The organism is Streptococcus sp. STR1/CE/0325, from assembly GCF_055386095.1.
On the sequence record NZ_AP045018.1, the window covers coordinates 692,271 to 709,635 of the forward strand.

The 17,365-nt window shown below is 43.3% G+C and carries 16 protein-coding genes, 1 pseudogene and 1 other annotated feature; of the genes and pseudogenes, 16 read left to right on the forward strand and 1 reads right to left on the reverse strand.

The features are described from left to right. The first annotated feature begins 25 nt into the window (after positions 1–25). From ACZ49W_RS03425 to ACZ49W_RS03485, 13 genes and pseudogenes are all read left to right on the forward strand, one after another. Positions 26–1,921, forward strand: coding sequence for an ABC-F family ATP-binding cassette domain-containing protein (locus ACZ49W_RS03425; protein WP_464813936.1), 1,896 nt, complete (start codon positions 26–28; stop codon positions 1,919–1,921). Between the two features lie 152 nt (positions 1,922–2,073). Further along, positions 2,074–3,042, forward strand: coding sequence for a thiamine pyrophosphate-dependent dehydrogenase E1 component subunit alpha (locus ACZ49W_RS03430; RefSeq protein WP_464813937.1), 969 nt, complete (start codon positions 2,074–2,076; stop codon positions 3,040–3,042). Between the two features lie 42 nt (positions 3,043–3,084). Beyond that, positions 3,085–4,080: an alpha-ketoacid dehydrogenase subunit beta gene (locus tag ACZ49W_RS03435; RefSeq protein ID WP_464813938.1), complete on the forward strand. Its 996-nt coding sequence runs from the start codon at positions 3,085–3,087 to the stop codon at positions 4,078–4,080. 89 nt (positions 4,081–4,169) lie between these two features. After that, positions 4,170–5,561, forward strand: coding sequence for a dihydrolipoamide acetyltransferase (locus tag ACZ49W_RS03440; protein ID WP_464813939.1), 1,392 nt, complete (start codon positions 4,170–4,172; stop codon positions 5,559–5,561). Positions 5,562–5,620: 59 nt separating this feature from the next. Next, positions 5,621–5,876 (forward strand): annotated as a pseudogene (locus ACZ49W_RS03445) (biotin/lipoyl-containing protein); the annotation flags it as partial. Continuing rightward, positions 5,864–7,348, forward strand: a complete 1,485-nt coding sequence (gene lpdA, locus ACZ49W_RS03450; RefSeq protein WP_464814948.1) for a dihydrolipoyl dehydrogenase — start codon at positions 5,864–5,866, stop codon at positions 7,346–7,348. The pseudogene ACZ49W_RS03445 and the gene lpdA, both read left to right, overlap by 13 nt. 71 nt (positions 7,349–7,419) lie before the next feature. After that, on the forward strand, positions 7,420–8,409 hold the full coding sequence (locus ACZ49W_RS03455) for a lipoate--protein ligase (protein ID WP_464813940.1): 990 nt from the start codon (positions 7,420–7,422) through the stop codon (positions 8,407–8,409). A gap of 75 nt (positions 8,410–8,484) precedes the next feature. Next, positions 8,485–8,556, forward strand: a sequence feature (ribosomal protein L21 leader region). A gap of 35 nt (positions 8,557–8,591) precedes the next feature. Continuing rightward, positions 8,592–8,906 carry a 50S ribosomal protein L21 gene (gene rplU, locus ACZ49W_RS03460; protein WP_464813941.1) on the forward strand — a complete coding sequence of 105 codons (315 nt, stop codon included), beginning with the start codon at positions 8,592–8,594 and terminating at the stop codon, positions 8,904–8,906. Positions 8,907–9,037: 131 nt separating this feature from the next. After that, the gene (gene rpmA, locus ACZ49W_RS03465; RefSeq protein WP_464813942.1) at positions 9,038–9,331 is read left to right on the forward strand and encodes a 50S ribosomal protein L27; all 294 of its coding nucleotides are present in this window, start codon (positions 9,038–9,040) and stop codon (positions 9,329–9,331) included. A gap of 200 nt (positions 9,332–9,531) precedes the next feature. Beyond that, a complete protein-coding gene (gene polA / locus ACZ49W_RS03470; protein ID WP_464813943.1) occupies positions 9,532–12,165 on the forward strand; it encodes a DNA polymerase I in 2,634 nt (877 codons plus the stop codon). 33 nt (positions 12,166–12,198) lie between these two features. Continuing rightward, positions 12,199–12,618, forward strand: a complete 420-nt coding sequence (locus tag ACZ49W_RS03475) for a cupin domain-containing protein (protein WP_464813944.1) — start codon at positions 12,199–12,201, stop codon at positions 12,616–12,618. A 1-nt stretch (position 12,619) separates the two neighbouring features. After that, on the forward strand, positions 12,620–12,952 hold the full coding sequence (locus ACZ49W_RS03480) for a carboxymuconolactone decarboxylase family protein (protein WP_464813945.1): 333 nt from the start codon (positions 12,620–12,622) through the stop codon (positions 12,950–12,952). A gap of 70 nt (positions 12,953–13,022) precedes the next feature. Beyond that, a complete protein-coding gene (locus ACZ49W_RS03485; RefSeq protein ID WP_464813946.1) occupies positions 13,023–13,487 on the forward strand; it encodes a Fur family transcriptional regulator in 465 nt (154 codons plus the stop codon). A 4-nt stretch (positions 13,488–13,491) separates the two neighbouring features. On the opposite strand, the gene ACZ49W_RS03490 is transcribed toward ACZ49W_RS03485, so the two are convergent. Continuing rightward, a complete protein-coding gene (locus tag ACZ49W_RS03490; protein WP_464813947.1) occupies positions 13,492–14,226 on the reverse strand; it encodes a DUF975 family protein in 735 nt (244 codons plus the stop codon). A gap of 122 nt (positions 14,227–14,348) precedes the next feature. Between ACZ49W_RS03490 and tgt the strand changes: the two genes are divergently transcribed. The 3 genes from tgt to trpX all read left to right on the forward strand — a co-directional run bounded on the left by tgt (position 14,349) and on the right by trpX (position 17,361). Beyond that, entirely contained in the window at positions 14,349–15,491 is a 1,143-nt protein-coding gene (tgt, locus tag ACZ49W_RS03495; RefSeq protein ID WP_464813948.1) for a tRNA guanosine(34) transglycosylase Tgt, read from the forward strand. A gap of 261 nt (positions 15,492–15,752) precedes the next feature. After that, positions 15,753–15,944 (forward strand): hypothetical protein, encoded by a 192-nt coding sequence (locus ACZ49W_RS03500; protein WP_464813949.1) that lies wholly within the window; start codon positions 15,753–15,755, stop codon positions 15,942–15,944. Between the two features lie 439 nt (positions 15,945–16,383). After that, entirely contained in the window at positions 16,384–17,361 is a 978-nt protein-coding gene (gene trpX / locus ACZ49W_RS03505; RefSeq protein WP_464813950.1) for a tryptophan ABC transporter substrate-binding protein, read from the forward strand. Positions 17,362–17,365 lie beyond the last annotated feature (4 nt).

Here is a 17,365-nt window from a genome sequence, read left to right on the forward strand (position 1 = left end):
CCTTCATTTTTGCTACAATTTGATTATGATTATCTTACAAGCCAATAAAATTGAACGCTCCTTTGGGGGCGATACTTTGTTTACGAATATCTCTTTACAAGTGGGAGATAAGGACCGGATTGCCCTTGTGGGGCGTAACGGTGCTGGAAAAACCACTCTGCTTGATATTTTAGCCGGCGTAGAAGAGCCGACTTCTGGTGAGGTGATGCGAAAAAAAGATTTAGCGCTTTCTTATCTGACCCAGCACAGCACCTTGATTTCTGAGCGGACCTTGTTTGATGAGTTGGCATCGGTCTTTTCAGAGGTTAGAGCCATCGAACAGCAACTCCGTCAGATGGAGCTTGAGATGGCTAACTTGAGCGCAGAGGCGCTCTCGGCCTTTATGGCGGACTATGACCGCTTGTCAGAAGACTTTCGGACCAAGGGTGGGTTCACTTATGATAGCGACATCAAGAGCATGCTCAATGGCTTTCAATTTGACGAGAGCATGTGGCAGATGCAGGTTTCGTCGCTTTCGGGTGGGCAAAAGACTCGTCTTGCTCTTGCTAAGATGCTCCTTGAAAAACCAGATTTATTGATTCTAGATGAGCCGACCAACCATTTGGATATTGAAACCATCGCTTGGCTAGAAAATTATCTCTCCCACTATCAAGGTGCGCTCCTTATTGTCAGTCATGACCGTTATTTTTTGGACAAGGTAGCGACTAAGACAGCAGATCTGACACCTAGTGCCTTATATCTTTATCCGGGCAATTATTCTCAGTTCATCCAGCTCAAGGAAGAGCGTTTGTTGCAAGAACAAAAACAATACGACAAGCAAGCCAAGGAGATTGCAAAGCTAGAGGATTTTGTCAAACGCAACATCGCTAGAAGCTCAACCACCAAGCGTGCCCAGTCTCGTAGAAAACAGCTCGAAAAAATGGAACGTCTGGATCAGCCGACCAAGGGGCAAAAAACCGCCAACATGGTCTTTGAGGTGGAAAAACCATCTGGAAATGAAGTCTTGATGATGGAAAATGGCGCTATCGGTTACGATCAAACGGTCTTAGCTTCCCCTGTCAATCTAGCGGTGAGAAAGCAAGAAGCCATCGCCATTGTCGGCCCAAACGGTGTGGGAAAGACGACCCTGCTTAAAACCATTATGGGCTTTCTTCCTTTGATTTCTGGGGAGATGCGCTTTGGTGCTCAAGTCAGTCTTGGTTACTACGACCAGTCCCAAGCCCGCCTCACTCCTTCTTTGAGTGTACTGGAGGAACTATGGCAGGATTTTTCAACGACACCAGAAGTGGACATCAGAAACCGACTCGGTGCCTTTCTTTTCTCTGGAGATGACGTGGAAAAGACAGTTGGCATGCTCTCAGGTGGTGAAAAAGCAAGACTCTTGCTAGCAAAACTATCCATGGAACGCCAAAACTTTCTCATTCTAGACGAACCGACCAACCACTTGGATCTTGCCAGCAAAGAGGTTTTGGAAGATGCGCTGATTGCTTTTGAAGGGACTCTGCTTTTTGTCAGTCACGACCGTTATTTTATCAACCGTTTAGCTACCAAGGTGGTTGAGCTATCGCCTGATGGCACAAATGTTTATCTTGGGGATTATGATTACTATTTGGAAAAAAAAGCTCAAGAAGCTCAAAAAGAAACCCCTAAGGAAAGTCAGGACCATTCTTCTCAAGGGCCCCTAGACTATCAGCAACAAAAAGAAACCCAAAGGGAAAGACGCAAACTCGAACGTCAACTGGAGCATGTCGAAAAACGATTAGAAGCAGTCGAAAAAGAGCTGTCCCAGATTGAAGAAGAGATGCACACGACGAATGATAACCAGGTTCTTATGGAGTTACAAGCCAAATTGGAGGCGATTTCAGAGGAAGAAGTTCGCTTGATGGCAGATTGGGAACGCTTGTCGGAATTATTAGAATAAGGTTCAAAATATACAGAAACAACTTTGTGAAATTGTTATCAATAAATGCCTTGAAAAGCCTTTTCATTGTTGATTTCACAAGAACTTTTCTAGTTGCATATTGTGAAAGAAAACGGTATAATTGAAATGTAATAAAAATTATGGAGGCCATTATGGTAACGATTTCTAGAGAAAAAGGTTTGGAAATGTATCTACAAATGCAACGAATCAGAGAGTTCGATTCTCGGATCAACAAGTTGGTTCGTCGTGGATTTGTACAAGGGATGACACACTTTTCCGTCGGAGAAGAAGCAGCAAACGTTGGTGCTGTGGCTCACCTTTCTTATGATGATTTGATTTTCTCAAACCACCGTGGACATGGTCAATGTATCGCCAAAGACATGGACTTGAATGCGATGATGGCAGAGCTTGCTGGTAAAGCGACTGGTGTTTCAAAAGGTCGTGGTGGCTCTATGCACTTGGCAGATTTTGAAAAAGGAAACTACGGAACAACTGGTATCGTAGGGGGTGGTTTTGCCCTTGCAGTTGGTGCTGCTCTGACGCAACAATACAAAGGCACAGACCATATCGTTGTTGCCTTTTCAGGAGACGGTGCAACCAACGAAGGTTCTTTCCATGAGTCTGTCAACTTAGCGGCAACTTGGAAACTTCCTGTTATCTTCTTCATCTTGAATAACGGCTATGGTATCTCTATGGATATCAAAAAAGCAACCAATACACCTCACCTCTACACACGTGCAGAAGCCTACGGTATCCCAGGATACTACTGTGAGGATGGAAACGATGTGGTTGCTGTTTACGAAACCATGGGTAAAGCGGTTGACCATGTGCGTTCAGGCAAAGGTCCTGCTATCGTGGAAGTGGTATCTTACCGTTGGTTTGGTCACTCAACAGCAGATGCTGGTGTGTATCGTACCAAAGAAGAAGTGGATGAGTGGAAGAAAAAAGATCCTATGCTTAAGTTCCGCGCTTATCTAACAGAGCATGGACTTGCAACCAATGAAGAATTGGATGAGATTAATGCTCAAGTGAAACAAGAAGTTGATGATGCTTACGAATTTGCCATCAACAGTCCAGATCCAGATGTCTCTGTAGCTTTTGAAGATATCTGGGTAGATTAGTTAGAAACACGTTTGAAAATGAAACAGCTAGGAGAAAAAAGTATGTCAGAAACTAAAGTAATGGCTTTACGTGAAGCAATCAACCTTGCTATGACTGAGGAAATGCGTAAAGATGAAGATATTTATTTGATGGGGGAAGACGTTGGTATCTACGGCGGGGACTTTGGTACCTCCGTTGGAATGCTAGCAGAATTTGGTGAAAAACGCGTTCGCGACACGCCTATCTCAGAAGCAGCGATTGCAGGTTCTGCTATCGGAGCTGCGATCACTGGTCTTCGTCCAATTATCGACTTGACCTTCATGGACTTCATCACCATTGCCCTTGATGCTATTGTTAACAACGGTGCGAAAAACAACTACATGTTTGGTGGCGGTCTTAAAACCCCTGTAACCTTCCGTGTGGCTTCTGGAGCTGGTATTGGTTCAGCCGCTCAACACTCCCAATCTCTTGAAGCGTGGCTTGCGCATATTCCAGGGATCAAGGTGGTTGCTCCGGGAACAGCTAATGATGCAAAGGGGCTTCTTAAGTCATCCATTCGCGATAATAACATCGTTCTTTTCATGGAACCAAAATCTCTTTACGGTAAAAAAGAAGAGGTAACACTTGACCCTGATTTCTATATCCCACTTGGAAAAGGCGAGATCAAACGTGAAGGGACAGACATCACCCTTGTGTCTTATGGTCGTATGTTAGAACGTGCGCTTCAAGCAGCTGAAGAAGTGGCAGCGGATGGCATCAGTGTTGAAGTGGTTGACCCTAGGACCCTTGTTCCGCTTGATAAGGAAATGATTTTTGACTCTGTTAAAAAGACAGGTCGTTTGATCTTGGTCAACGATGCGCATAAGACAGGTGGTTATATCGGTGAGATTGCTTCACTCGTTGCAGAAAGCGAAGTCTTTGACTATCTTGATCACCCAATTGTACGGATTGCTGGTGAAGATGTGCCAATTCCTTACGCTCGTGTCTTGGAGCAAGCTGTTATTCCAAGTGTCGAAAAAATCAAAGAAGCGATTTACAAAGTGGCTAATAAAGAATAGCAGGCAAGGTAAGAGGTATATTGATGATATACCTCTATTACCTATCTGAACATGAGTTTAATATCAATTAGATTAGAAGGGAAAAACGAATGGCTATCGAAATTATTATGCCAAAACTCGGTGTAGATATGCAAGAAGGTGAAATCATCGAGTGGAAAAAGAAAGAAGGCGATGAGGTCAAAGAAGGGGAAGTTCTCCTTGAAATCATGTCTGATAAAACCAACATGGAACTAGAAGCAGAAGATTCTGGTGTTTTGATTAAAATTGTGCGTGGAGATGGTGAAACCGTTCCTGTTACAGAAATCATCGGTTATCTCGGTGAAGCAGGCGAAGTCGTAGAGGCAGGCTCTGCTAACGCAGCACTAGAAACAGCGACTGAAACCCCAGCTCAAGAAGCACCTCAAGCCTCAGCACCAGAAAAAGCCCCTGTCCTTGCAGCGGTCAATGAAAATGGAAAAGTTAGAGCTACTCCAGCAGCGCGTAAATTAGCTAAAGAACTAGGAATTGACCTCTTTAGCGTTTCAGGTTCTGGAGCGAGAGGTCGGATTCATAAGGATGATGTTGCAGCAGCTAAAGCTTCAGGTCCACGTGTTTCTCCACTTGCCCGTAAGATTGCAGAAGATAAGGGACTTGACCTCGCTGACGTTAGTGGTAGCGGTGTAGCTGGTAAGATTATGAAACGTGACGTTCTTTCTGCTCTTGGTCAAGAAGAAGTCAAAGAAACGCCAGCAGCAGTGGTTGCTACTCCAGAAGCGGCACCAGAAAAAGCTCCTGCAGGTGATGTTGAAATCATCAAGATGAGCGCTATGCGTAAGGCAATTTCAAAAGGTATGGTCAACTCTTACCTCACAGCTCCAACCTTTACCCTTAACTATGATGTGGACATGACAAATCTTATGGCGCTTAGAAAACAAGTGCTTGAGCCAATCATGAACAAAACAGGGAACAAAGTGACCTTTACTGACTTGATCGGTCTTGCTGTAGTGAGAACGCTGATGAAGCCTGAGCACCGTTACCTCAATGCCTCACTCATCAACGACGCTAACGATATTGAAATTCATAACTTCGTTAACCTTGGTATTGCCGTTGGTCTTGATGATGGTTTGGTCGTTCCAGTGGTGCACGGAGCAGACAAGATGAGCTTGTCTGAGTTTGTTGTGGCTTCTAAGGACGTGATTAAAAAAGCTCAAACTGGTAAGTTGAAGGCAGCTGAAATGTCAGGTTCAACCTTCTCTATTACTAACTTGGGTATGTTTGGTACCAAGAGCTTCAACCCAATTATTAACCAACCAAACTCTGCTATTTTGGGTGTTGCAGCAACTGTTCCAACACCAGTAGCATTAGACGGAGAAGTGGTGATTCGTCCAATTATGGCGCTTTGCCTGACCATTGACCACCGCTTAGTGGATGGTATGAATGGTGCTAAGTTTATGGTTGATTTGAAACATATCTTGGAAAACCCAATGGAACTCCTTATCTGATAAGAGCATAAGGGTATTGAAACGATTTATTTACAAGCAAAGAAACAAAGGAGAAACGAATGGCTGTCGAGATTATTATGCCAAAACTCGGTGTAGATATGCAAGAAGGTGAAATCATCGAGTGGAAAAAACAAGAAGGAGATGAGGTTAAAGAAGGAGAAGTCCTCCTTGAGATCATGTCTGATAAGACCAACATGGAACTAGAAGCAGAAGACTCTGGTGTATTGGTTAAGATTGTTCGTGGCAATGGCGAGACTGTACCTGTTACAGAAGTCATCGGATATATTGGTGAAGCAGGTGAAGTGGTTGGTGAAAGTTCTGCTGCAAAAGAGCTAGAAGCAGCTGGACTTGAAGTACCAAAAGCCACTCCAGGTGAAGCACAAGCACCAAAAGCAGAACTTGGTGCAGACGAGTATGATATTGTTGTCATCGGAGGTGGTCCTGCTGGATACTATGCGGCTATTCGTGGTGCACAATTGGGCGGAAAAATCGCCATTGTGGAAAAAATCGAATACGGTGGAACCTGCTTGAACAGAGGATGTATCCCAACTAAGACTTATCTTAAAAATGCGCGTATCCTAGACAACCTTAAGGTTGCAGCTGGTCGTGGGATTAAGTTGTCTTCAAGTGAGTTCACTGTTGATATGGATAAGACTGTTGACTTTAAGAACTCTGTTGTTAAAACATTGACAGGCGGGGTTCGTGGTCTTTTGAAGGCTAACAAGGTGACTGTTTTTGATGGTCTTGGTCAAGTTCACCCAGATAAGAGTGTGACGATTGCAGATAAGACCATTAAGGGTCGCAATATTATCCTTGCAACGGGTTCTAAGGTTTCTCGTATCAATATCCCAGGTATTGACTCGCCGCTTGTCCTTACTTCTGATGAGATCTTGGATATGCGTGAAGTGCCAAAATCTCTTGCCGTTATCGGTGGTGGGGTTGTTGGTGTTGAACTTGGTTTGGTATTTGAGTCATTTGGTACTGAAGTGACTGTTATTGAGATGGCAGACCGTATCATCCCAGCTATGGATAAAGAAATCTCACTTGAATTGCAAAAAATCTTGTCTAAGAAGGGCATGAAGATTTTGACTTCTGTTGGTTTGGAAGAAATCGTTGAAAAAGACGGTCAATTAAACCTCAAACTCAATAACGGTGAAGTGGTTGTTGCAGAAAAAGCCCTTCTGTCTATCGGTCGTGTGCCACAGCTAGAAGGTCTTGAAGAACTCGATCTTGCTATGGACCGTGGTCGTATCAAGGTCAATGACTTCCAAGAAACTTCTATCCCAGGGATCTATGCTCCAGGTGATGTCAATGGTACCAAGATGCTTGCACACGCAGCCTACCGTATGGGTGAAGTCGCAGCAGAAAACGCTCTTCACGGCAATACGCGTAAGGCTCATCTTGAATTCACACCAGCAGCGGTTTATACGCATCCTGAAGTGGCTATGTGTGGTCTCACAGAAGATCAAGCCCGCGAAAAATATGGTGATGTCTTGATTGGACGTGCTAGCTTTGCTGGAAATGGACGCTCTATCGCATCAAGCGAAGCTCAAGGCTTTGTAAAAGTCATCGCAGATAAGAAATACCATGAAGTCCTTGGTGTACACATCATTGGTCCATCTGCTGCCGAACTCATCAACGAAGCATCTACCATCATGGAATCTGAATTGACAGTGGACGATGTGGCACAATCTATCCACGGACACCCAACTTATTCAGAAGTGATGTACGAAGCTTTCCTTGATGTACTTGGCGAAGCCATCCACAACCCACCAAAACGCAAATAATTAAGAATTGAGTGTCGAAAAGGACAAGAGTTTACTTTGTCCTTTTTGCACATTTTTGTGAGGATAAGAACATGAAATATATTGTCAACACTAGCAACGAAACAGCCTACAATATTGCTCTTGAAGCCTATGCTTTTAGGGAGTTGGTGGATGAAGAGGAGTTGTTCATTCTTTGGATTAACCGCCCTTCCATCATCATTGGCCGCCACCAAAACACTATTCAAGAAATCAATAAAGAATACACCGATGCCCACGATATTCGTGTTGTCCGTCGCTTGTCAGGGGGTGGTGCGGTTTATCACGACTTGAATAACCTCAATTACACTATCATCTCAAACAAGAGTGAGGAAGGGGCTTTTGACTTTAAGACTTTCTCTGCTCCCGTCATTGAAACCCTTGCAGATTTAGGAGTTAAGGCGGAATTTACTGGACGTAATGACCTTGAAATTGATGGCAAAAAATTCTGCGGCAATGCTCAAGCCTACCACAAGGGACGTATGATGCACCATGGTTGCCTCTTGTTTGATGTGGATATGACCGTTCTTGGAGATGCCCTCAAGGTGAGCAAGGACAAGATTGAATCTAAAGGGGTCAAATCTGTTCGGGCGCGTGTGACCAATATCTTAGATGAACTTCCAGAAAAGATTACGGTCAATGAGTTTTCTGACTTGTTGCTTGCCAAGATGAAAGAACACTATCCAGATATGACGGAGTATGTGTTATCAGATGATGATTTGGCTAAGATTAAACAACTAGAAAAAGAACAGTTTGGTACTTGGGATTGGACCTACGGACAAGCGCCAGAATATACCATTACACGTGATGTTCGCTATCCAGCTGGAAAAATCACAACCTATGCCAATGTTGAAAAATCTATTATCCAATCGATTAAGATTTATGGTGATTTCTTTGGCATCAAAGATGTGGTTGATGTTGAAGACGCTCTCGTTGGTGTCCCTTATGACTATAAGGATGTCCTTGCGACCTTAGAGAAACTACCGATTGCAGATTATTTCTCACGGATGACTACCGAAGAAGTCGCAAAAGCTATCGTGGCTTAAAGTAAAGAAGAAAAATCATCTTTTTCTTGCAATCTGTGAGCAGGTATGGTAAACTATAACAGTTGACTAAATGCACGTCCTGTGCAACCGCTCGACCATCGTTTTAAGTGAGTTACTCCACGATGCTAGGCGAGTCTTCACTAAGAGGGAAACCTCAAAATATTTTATATAGGAGGTGCATAATGAGCACATACGCAATCATTAAAACTGGTGGAAAACAAGTTAAAGTTGAAGTTGGTCAAGCCATCTACGTTGAAAAATTGGACGTAGAAGCAGGATCAGATGTAACATTTGATGAAGTTGTTTTGGTTGGTGGTGAGAAGACTCTTGTTGGAACACCGCTTGTAGCTGGAGCAACTGTTGTTGGTACGGTTGAAAAACAAGGCAAACAAAAGAAAGTTGTCACTTTCAAATACAAACCTAAAAAAGGTAGCCACCGTAAACAAGGTCATCGTCAACCTTATACCAAAGTTGTTATTAAAGCCATCAACGCTTAATAAAGACTAGATATAAGGAAGATTGCTGACGTTCAGCATCAATCCTGTTAGACTTTAGAAAAGTCAACTGCGCTAGTAGAGGGATTTCCTTGTTGCTAGCCTTATCTAAGAAATCAGAAAGGATTATCAATATGTTAAAACTAAATCTTGCTAATTTGCAACACTTCGCCCACAAAAAAGGTGGAGGTTCAACATCAAACGGACGTGACTCTCAAGCTAAACGTCTTGGCGCAAAAGCTGCTGACGGACAAACTGTATCTGGTGGTTCTATCCTTTACCGTCAACGTGGAACACATATCTATCCAGGTGTAAACGTTGGTCGTGGTGGAGATGACACCCTTTACGCTAAGGTTGAAGGTGTGGTTCGTTTTGAGCGCAAAGGTCGTGACAAACGCCAAGTATCTGTTTATCCAGTTGCGAAATAAGATGACTGACAAGCTGTTCCTTTAGGGACAGCTTTTTGAGAGTGGGACAGAACTCAAAATGAAACATTTTTAGTTCGTAGCCCCATCACCTACTGCGTCAGTCGTTTATTTAGAAAGTATAAGGAGGTTGATTCATTTTTTTGTCTCAGCCTCTTTTTGTCTTTTTTGAAATAAAGGCTTAATTTTGATAAAATAAGGGTATGAAGAAAAACAGATTATTATTGATAGATGGTTCGTCTGTGGCTTATCGGGCCTTTTTTGCCCTTTACAATCAGCTGGATCGCTTCCAAACGACCAGTGGTCTGCATACCAATGCCATTTATGGTTTTCATTTGATGTTGGACCATGTCATGAAACGCATCAACCCGACGCATGTGCTGGTGGCTTTTGATGCGGGTAAAACGACTTTTCGGACAGAGATGTTTACCGATTATAAGGCTGGAAGAGCCAAGACTCCTGATGAGTTTCGTGAGCAATTCCCTTATATTCGTGAGATGCTAGAAGGGTTAGGGATTGCCTATTACGACCTTGAAAATTATGAGGCAGATGACATTATCGGGACCTTGGATAAACTAGCTGAGCAGGATGATGAAGCTTTTGCCATCACCATTGTCAGTGGGGACAAGGACCTGATCCAACTGACGGATGCTCACACAGTGGTGGAAATCTCCAAAAAAGGAGTGGCTGAGTTTGAAGCTTTTACCCCCGACTATCTGTTTGAAAAAATGGGGCTTACTCCTGAGCAGTTCATTGACCTCAAGGCCTTGATGGGGGACAAGTCGGATAATATTCCCGGTGTGACCAAAATCGGTGAAAAGACAGGTCTCAAGCTCTTACATGAGTACGGTAGTTTAGAGGGGATCTATGAGCGCATCGATCAGATGAAACCCTCCAAGATGAAGGAAAATCTGCTTCAAGATAAGGAACAGGCTTTCTTGTCGAAGACTTTGGCAACCATTGATACCAAGGCACCAATTACCATTGGTTTGGATGATATTCGCTACCAAGGACCGAGACCAGAGCTCTTGTTGCCACTTTATGATGAGCTGGGTTTCAAACAGTTTAAGTTGGGCTTAGATGTGCCTGAGACAGCTATTGAGCAAGTTTCCTACCAAGAGGTGGAAGAGTTGTCCGCAGAGATGTTTGCGCCAGATGACTTTTTCTATTTTGAAATTTTGGGAGACAACTATCACACCGAAGAAGTGATTGGCTTTGCTTGGGGCAATAAGGAGCGGATTTTTGCGACACAGGCTGTTTCTTTGTTGGAGCATCCTCTCTTACGAGAGCTGCTGGCTAAGCCGATTCAAACCTATGATGCCAAGCGCAGTCAGGTCCTGCTCAGTCGCTTTGGAATTGACTTCCCCCAAGCCTCCTTTGACAGCCGTTTGGCCAAGTACCTGCTCTCTACGGTAGAGGATAATACTTTAACCACCATTGCTAGCCTTTATGGGCAAAGAGACTTGCCTAGTGATGATGCGGTCTATGGCAAGGGCGCTAAACGAGCGATTCCGGAAAAAGAAACCTTGTTGCAGCATTTGGCCAATAAAGTGCAAGTCCTAGTGGAAACCAAGGAGCCTATCTTGCAGGCCCTTCACGACAATGGTCAAGAAAGTCTGCTCTTTGATATGGAAATTCCTCTCGCTCATGTTCTAGGCAAGATGGAAATTGCAGGTATTACCGTCAAAAAAGAAACCTTAGAGGAGATGGCTAGGGACAATCAAGTGGTCATTGACCAGTTGACACAGGACATCTATGACTTGGCGGGTGAGGAATTTAATATCAATTCTCCCAAGCAGCTGGGCATCCTTTTATTTGAAAAACTGGGTCTACCTCTATCGGCAACCAAAAAAACCAAGACAGGCTATTCGACAGCTGCAGATGTTTTAGAGCGTCTTGCTGGTCAGTCTGAAATCGTCTCTAAAATCTTGGATTATCGTCAGATTACCAAGCTACAATCGACTTATGTGATTGGTCTTCAAGATTATATCCTATCCGATGGGAAGATTCATACGCGTTACGTTCAGGATTTGACCCAAACGGGGCGCTTATCAAGCATTGATCCCAATCTTCAAAATATCCCCATTCGCTTAGAGCAAGGGCGTTTAATTCGTAAGGCTTTTGTGCCTTCTCGTGAGGATGCGGTCTTATTAAGCTCGGACTATTCTCAGATTGAATTGCGGGTTTTGGCACATATCGCCAAAGACCAGCATTTGATTGACGGCTTTTTACATGGGGCGGACATCCACACCAGCACAGCCATGCGGGTCTTTGGGATTGCTTCGCCAGATCAGGTGACGGATAACGACAGGCGCAATGCTAAGGCGGTTAACTTTGGTGTGGTTTATGGAATTTCTGATTTTGGTCTGTCCAATAATCTAGGCATTACCAGAAAAGAAGCCAAACACTATATCGAAACTTACTTTGAGCGCTATCCAGGTATCAAGGCTTATATGGAGACCATTGTCCGTGAGGCCAAGGATAAGGGCTATGTGGAAACCATCTTTAAACGCAGAAGAGAGTTGCCAGACATCAATTCGAGAAATTTCAATGTCAGAAGTTTTGCTGAGCGCACCGCTATTAATTCTCCCATCCAAGGAAGTGCCGCAGATATTTTGAAATTGGCTATGATTGAGCTAGATAAACGCTTGGTTGAGGGAGGTTTTGAGGCCAAGATGCTCTTGCAGGTGCATGACGAAATCGTCCTAGAAGTGCCAAAAGCAGAACTCGAAGCTGTCAGTCAACTGGTCAAAGAAATCATGGAACAAGCGGTGGATTTAAGTGTTCCTCTCATTGTCGATGAACACGCAGGAAAAACTTGGTACGAAGCCAAGTAAGGCATTATCTAAGAAAAAACTTGAGGTAAAAGTATGAACAAAAGCGAATTAGAACAAACCAGCCCATTTCCAATCGGTCAGGAAAATACGGCCTATCAAGACTATTTTACAGGTCTATCTTATTTGGAATTTTTAGCCACGACGCCAGATGACGAGGTTGGCATCGCACAAGTCAGTTTTGAGCCGTCTTGTCGCAATCATTGGCACCGTCATGAAAATGGCTATCAAGTCCTTTTGGTGAGCGCTGGTGAAGGCCTCTATCAAGAGTGGGGCAAGCCTGCTAGACACTTGAAAAAGGGTGATGTGGTTGTCACTAGGGAAAATGTCAAACACTGGCACGGGGCGACCAAGGACAGTTATTTTGCCCATATCGCTATCACCAAAGGCAGCGCCAAGTGGGAAGAGGCGGTTTCTGAAGAAGATTACCAAGCAGCCAATCAAAAGGAGAACTAAAATGGCAGAAAAACAAACAGCAGGACAGGATTTGCTAGGGGATTTCGCCCCAGATTTTGCACATTTTAATGATGATGTCCTTTTTGGGGAAGTTTGGTTCAAAGAAGATAGCGTCCTAACCCCTAAGACACGGTCTATGATTACTATTGCAAGCCTTGTTTCAGCAGGCAATCTCGAACAACTCGATGCCCATCTCAAACTTGGTAAGCAAAACGGCATCACAAAAGAAGAGATGGCCGCCATGTTGACCCACCTGGCCTTTTATGCCGGTTGGCCCAAGGCTTGGTCTGCTTTGACGCGGGCAAAAGCGATTTTTGAAGAAAATCAAGACTAAAATAAGGAATGGCTTCTGTCTTTTTAGATTTTGTGATATAATAAACCTATTACGATAAGGAGTGGAGGATATGCACACTCATCTCGAAGAAGATAGACAATTACTTTATCAGAATGCGCTGGATCACCTAAAAGGAAAGGGCATTCGCTTGACAGATACCAGAAAGGCGATTTTGTATTACCTTATCGGAAGTCCTAATCATCCGAGTGCAGAGATGATTTACCGTGATCTCTTGCCTTCTTTTCCAAGCATGAGTTTAGCAACGGTTTATAACAATCTTAAATTGCTGGTGGATGAGGGGTTTATTAGTGAGTTGAAGGTTAGCCAAGACAGCACCAGTCGCTATGATTTTATGGGAAATGAACACCCTCATATCGTGTGCGAACGTTGCGGGGCTATTGAGGATTTTATGGATAGCCACCATCCTAATATTCATCAGGCGATTGAAAGACGAACAGGTTATCAAGTCACCCGTTCTCAGTTAGTCGTTTACGGACTTTGTCCCAACTGTCAAGAAGCATTAAAAAAGGCTTAGCCCCTTAGGCTAAGTCTTTTTTCTGTAATCCTTTTTCCATGGTTTCAAAGATGAGCTGTTGGTAAAAGAAGATACGACTGGTCGTTTGATAAGGCAGGAGGATAAAATACGTCAAACCCAGAGTAAACGGAATGGAAACATACCAGAGAATAAACGAAAGATCAAGCAAGAAGGCTTTGATTCGCTTTCCTGCCATCAGTTGCCTGGATAAGCGCAAGGCAAGGAAAGGACCGAGATAAATTCCTTGTGTCAGTTGTTCATAGAGGATCAGATCTGCAAAGAGATAAGAATAATAGAGCGGCAAGTTGACGGCAAGAGCTATGAGTATCAACAGTTCAAAGGCAAGAGTTTGCCCAAGTCCCAAGCCTAAAAGAAGCAAGGTTGCTAGCATCAAGACGAGAAAAGAAAGGGTGAAGATGAGTAAAAATTTTAGCCCTATCAGCAGTAGCCACTGGAAAAAAATCTTTCTCGAAAAAATAAGGCTGCTGTCTGTAAAATCAAGCGCTTGCTTTTTGCGGTGCAACAGATCCAAAACAGAAAAAGAAGCGGACGTGGTAAACATCGTAGCAATCAAGGTGATGAGGTTTGAAAAATTAAAGAGCGATTGTCTGCCCTGATCCCAAAAAAGTACCCATAAAGACAGAATCGACAGGATAATAGGGGTCAAAAAGACAGCGTAGTGACTTTTATTTTCCCTTAGGAACTGTTTTGCAAATTGTTTGATATGATGATTCGACATAGTATTCTCCTAACCGTTTTATTATACCATAAAGCATGACAAGACGTGGATTTTTTGGTACACTGGAACAGTTGAAAAAACGCGTGGCACTGTTTTTGCCATTTGCAGATAAAGGAGACAAAATGACAACACCACCGATTCAATATCGATTGATTAAAAAAGAAAAACACACAGGTGCCCGTTTGGGTGAGATTATCACACCGCACGGTACCTTTCCTACTCCTATGTTTATGCCTGTGGGGACACAAGCAACCGTCAAGACTCTCTCGCCAGAGGAACTCAAGACCATGGGTTCAGGTATTATTTTATCTAATACCTACCATCTCTGGCTCCGTCCAGGTGATGAGTTGGTCGCAAGAGCGGGTGGTTTGCATCAATTTATGAACTGGAATCAGCCGATTTTGACCGATAGTGGTGGTTTTCAGGTCTATTCTTTAGCAGATAGCCGTCACATCACAGAAGAAGGGGTGACCTTTAAAAACCATCTCAATGGTGCCAAGATGTTTCTCTCACCTGAAAAGGCCATTTCCATTCAAAACAATCTCGGAAGTGACATCATGATGAGTTTTGACGAATGCCCACAGTTCTATCAACCTTATGATTATGTGAAAAAATCCATCGAGCGCACCTCTCGTTGGGCAGAACGTGGCCTAAAGGCTCATCGTCGTCCAGAAGACCAAGGTCTCTTTGGCATTGTTCAAGGAGCGGGCTTTGAGGATTTGAGAAGACAGTCTGCCCAAGATTTGGTGAGCATGGATTTCCCTGGTTATTCCATCGGAGGTCTAGCGGTTGGGGAGACCCACGAAGAAATGAATGCAGTGCTTGATTTTACTACCCCTCTCTTACCAGAAGATAAGCCGCGCTACCTCATGGGTGTTGGAGCGCCAGATAGCTTGATTGATGGGGTGATTAGAGGGGTCGATATGTTTGATTGTGTTCTACCGACTCGGATTGCAAGAAACGGAACCTGCATGACCAGTGAAGGTCGTTTAGTGGTGAAAAATGCTCAATATGCCGAGGATTTCACCCCACTTGATCACAACTGTGATTGTTATACCTGCAAGAACTACACGAGGGCTTATCTACGTCACCTCCTTAAAGCGGATGAGACCTTTGGTATCAGACTAACCAGCTATCACAATCTCTATTTCTTGCTTAACCTCATGAAAAATGTCAGACAAGCCATCTTGGATGACAATCTCTTAGAATTTAGAGAAGACTTTGTCGAGCGTTATGGCTACAATCGTTCAAAACGCAATTTTTAAGCGTAAAAAAAGCAAATCTGGAGCGAAAAAAGTTCCAGATTTTTCTTATTCATAAAAGAAGGAAAAAAATAAGATGCTTTAAGGTTTCTTTAAGCTAAATACCTTACAATATAACCATCCTAAAAACTTTTCTTTTTCATAAATCTCCTAAAATTGTCGAAAGACAGTTTATGTTCCCTCTTTGCCGGTGCAAGGAGGGCCTTTTTTTATCTTGTTTTTAGTGTTTGGGTGTGATACACTAAAAGAAAAAGGAGTGAGCACATGACAGATAAAAAAGACGAGCAGATTTCTTTAGAAGATTTTTATACCAGTGGACAAGATCCTTTGGCTGGGATTAAGGCTTACCTTAAAAGCGATGACCCGCGTGTATTGGGGCTTCTCAAGTTGCTTTTAGAAGAGCTACTCGCCACAGTTAATCAGAGACTAGACAAGCTATCCACAAAAGACCAATAGTTCGTCCGTTTTCGTCAAAAAAAGTGAAAGTGAAGAAAAAATAAAAAATCGGACAATAAAACTTGACAAAAGTCTGAAAAATGTTTAAAATGGTGACAATCAGAAAAGTAGTAAAGAACTTCTAAGTAGAGAGCTCGCGGTTGGTGAAAGTGGGTAGCAGGTCTTTATGAATATTGGACTGAGGTTATCATAGAATTCGAAACCATAAGAATTCGGTAGGCACCCCTTATCGTGCAACCTGTTGTTGGACAGGTCTAAGGAGATGGGTCTTTTTTGGTACCCATAAGAGAGGTGGCACCGCGTTTTTGACGTCCTCACATAGAATTTTCTATGTGGGGGCGTTTTTGTTTTGAAGGAAATAGAAAGGAGTCAAGCGATGAAACGATGGCAAAGTTCAAAGGACAATCACCAATGAAAACAAAAGACAAGGAGAAGAGAAATGAAAAATAAATCGTTAATGGTCGTGTTGCTTGCTTTAGTCGTCCTTCTAGTGGGAGGTGGGCTTTATTCTCAGTTTGGTAAAACCAAAGAAAAAGCTAGTCAAAAAGTGGCTAGAGTGGGCGTTTTGCAATATGTCACCCATGAATCCTTGGATGAGATTTATAAGGGCATCCAAGATGGTTTGAAAGAAAGTGGTTATAGCGGGAAAGACTTAAAGATTGATTTTCTCAATGCCCAAGCTGATCAAAGCAAGGTACAAAGCATGAGTCAGACCTTGGTTGACCACAAAAATGATGTGCTCATCGGCATCGCAACACCAGCCGCCCAAGGTTTGGCAAATGCGACTTCTGATATTCCTGTTGTGATGGGAGCTGTTAGCGATCCTGTGGGAGCAAAATTGGTTAAGGATTTGAAAAAGCCAGATAAAAATGTGACCGGCGTTTCTGACCATACCCCGATTGCCAAACAAATTACCTTGATGAAACGCCTCACCCCTGATGTGAAGCGTGTCGGTGTCCTCTACTCCAGTAACGAAGACAATTCTAAATCACAAGTCGAAGAGTTCAAGTCACTAGCTCAAAAAGAAGGTTATGAGGTTTCGCTTTATGCGGTTCCTTCTAGCAATGAAATCGCAACAACCATGAACGTCATGTTAGGCAAGGTTGATGCCGTTTATATTCCCCTAGATAACACGATTGCCAGTGCCTTTTCTAGCGTGGTTTCTGCCGCAAAAGAGCAAAAGAAACCGATTTATCCAAGCGCTGCAAAGATGGTTGAAGAAGGCGGTCTTGCTTCTGTTGTCATCAATCAGCATGATTTAGGTGTGGCAACAGGTAAGATGGCCGCACAAATCTTGTCTGGTAAAAAGGTGTCTGATTTACCGGTTGAGATTTTTGATCAAGGAACCCCTGTGGTCAATGATGCTGTTGCAAAAGAGCTAGGAATTACCCTCCCAGATGATTTAAAAGACAAATAAAAGG

Coding starts and splice junctions, on each gene's coding strand:
- ACZ49W_RS03425 (WP_464813936.1), top strand. CDS start 26: ATGATTATCTTACAAGCCAATAAAATTGAACGCTCCTTTGGGGGCGAT.
- ACZ49W_RS03430 (WP_464813937.1), top strand. CDS start 2,074: ATGGTAACGATTTCTAGAGAAAAAGGTTTGGAAATGTATCTACAAATG.
- ACZ49W_RS03435 (WP_464813938.1), top strand. CDS start 3,085: ATGTCAGAAACTAAAGTAATGGCTTTACGTGAAGCAATCAACCTTGCT.
- ACZ49W_RS03440 (WP_464813939.1), top strand. CDS start 4,170: ATGGCTATCGAAATTATTATGCCAAAACTCGGTGTAGATATGCAAGAA.
- ACZ49W_RS03455 (WP_464813940.1), top strand. CDS start 7,420: ATGAAATATATTGTCAACACTAGCAACGAAACAGCCTACAATATTGCT.
- rplU (WP_464813941.1), top strand. CDS start 8,592: ATGAGCACATACGCAATCATTAAAACTGGTGGAAAACAAGTTAAAGTT.
- rpmA (WP_464813942.1), top strand. CDS start 9,038: ATGTTAAAACTAAATCTTGCTAATTTGCAACACTTCGCCCACAAAAAA.
- polA (WP_464813943.1), top strand. CDS start 9,532: ATGAAGAAAAACAGATTATTATTGATAGATGGTTCGTCTGTGGCTTAT.
- ACZ49W_RS03475 (WP_464813944.1), top strand. CDS start 12,199: ATGAACAAAAGCGAATTAGAACAAACCAGCCCATTTCCAATCGGTCAG.
- ACZ49W_RS03480 (WP_464813945.1), top strand. CDS start 12,620: ATGGCAGAAAAACAAACAGCAGGACAGGATTTGCTAGGGGATTTCGCC.
- ACZ49W_RS03485 (WP_464813946.1), top strand. CDS start 13,023: ATGCACACTCATCTCGAAGAAGATAGACAATTACTTTATCAGAATGCG.
- ACZ49W_RS03490 (WP_464813947.1), bottom strand. CDS start 14,226: ATGTCGAATCATCATATCAAACAATTTGCAAAACAGTTCCTAAGGGAA.
- tgt (WP_464813948.1), top strand. CDS start 14,349: ATGACAACACCACCGATTCAATATCGATTGATTAAAAAAGAAAAACAC.
- ACZ49W_RS03500 (WP_464813949.1), top strand. CDS start 15,753: ATGACAGATAAAAAAGACGAGCAGATTTCTTTAGAAGATTTTTATACC.
- trpX (WP_464813950.1), top strand. CDS start 16,384: ATGAAAAATAAATCGTTAATGGTCGTGTTGCTTGCTTTAGTCGTCCTT.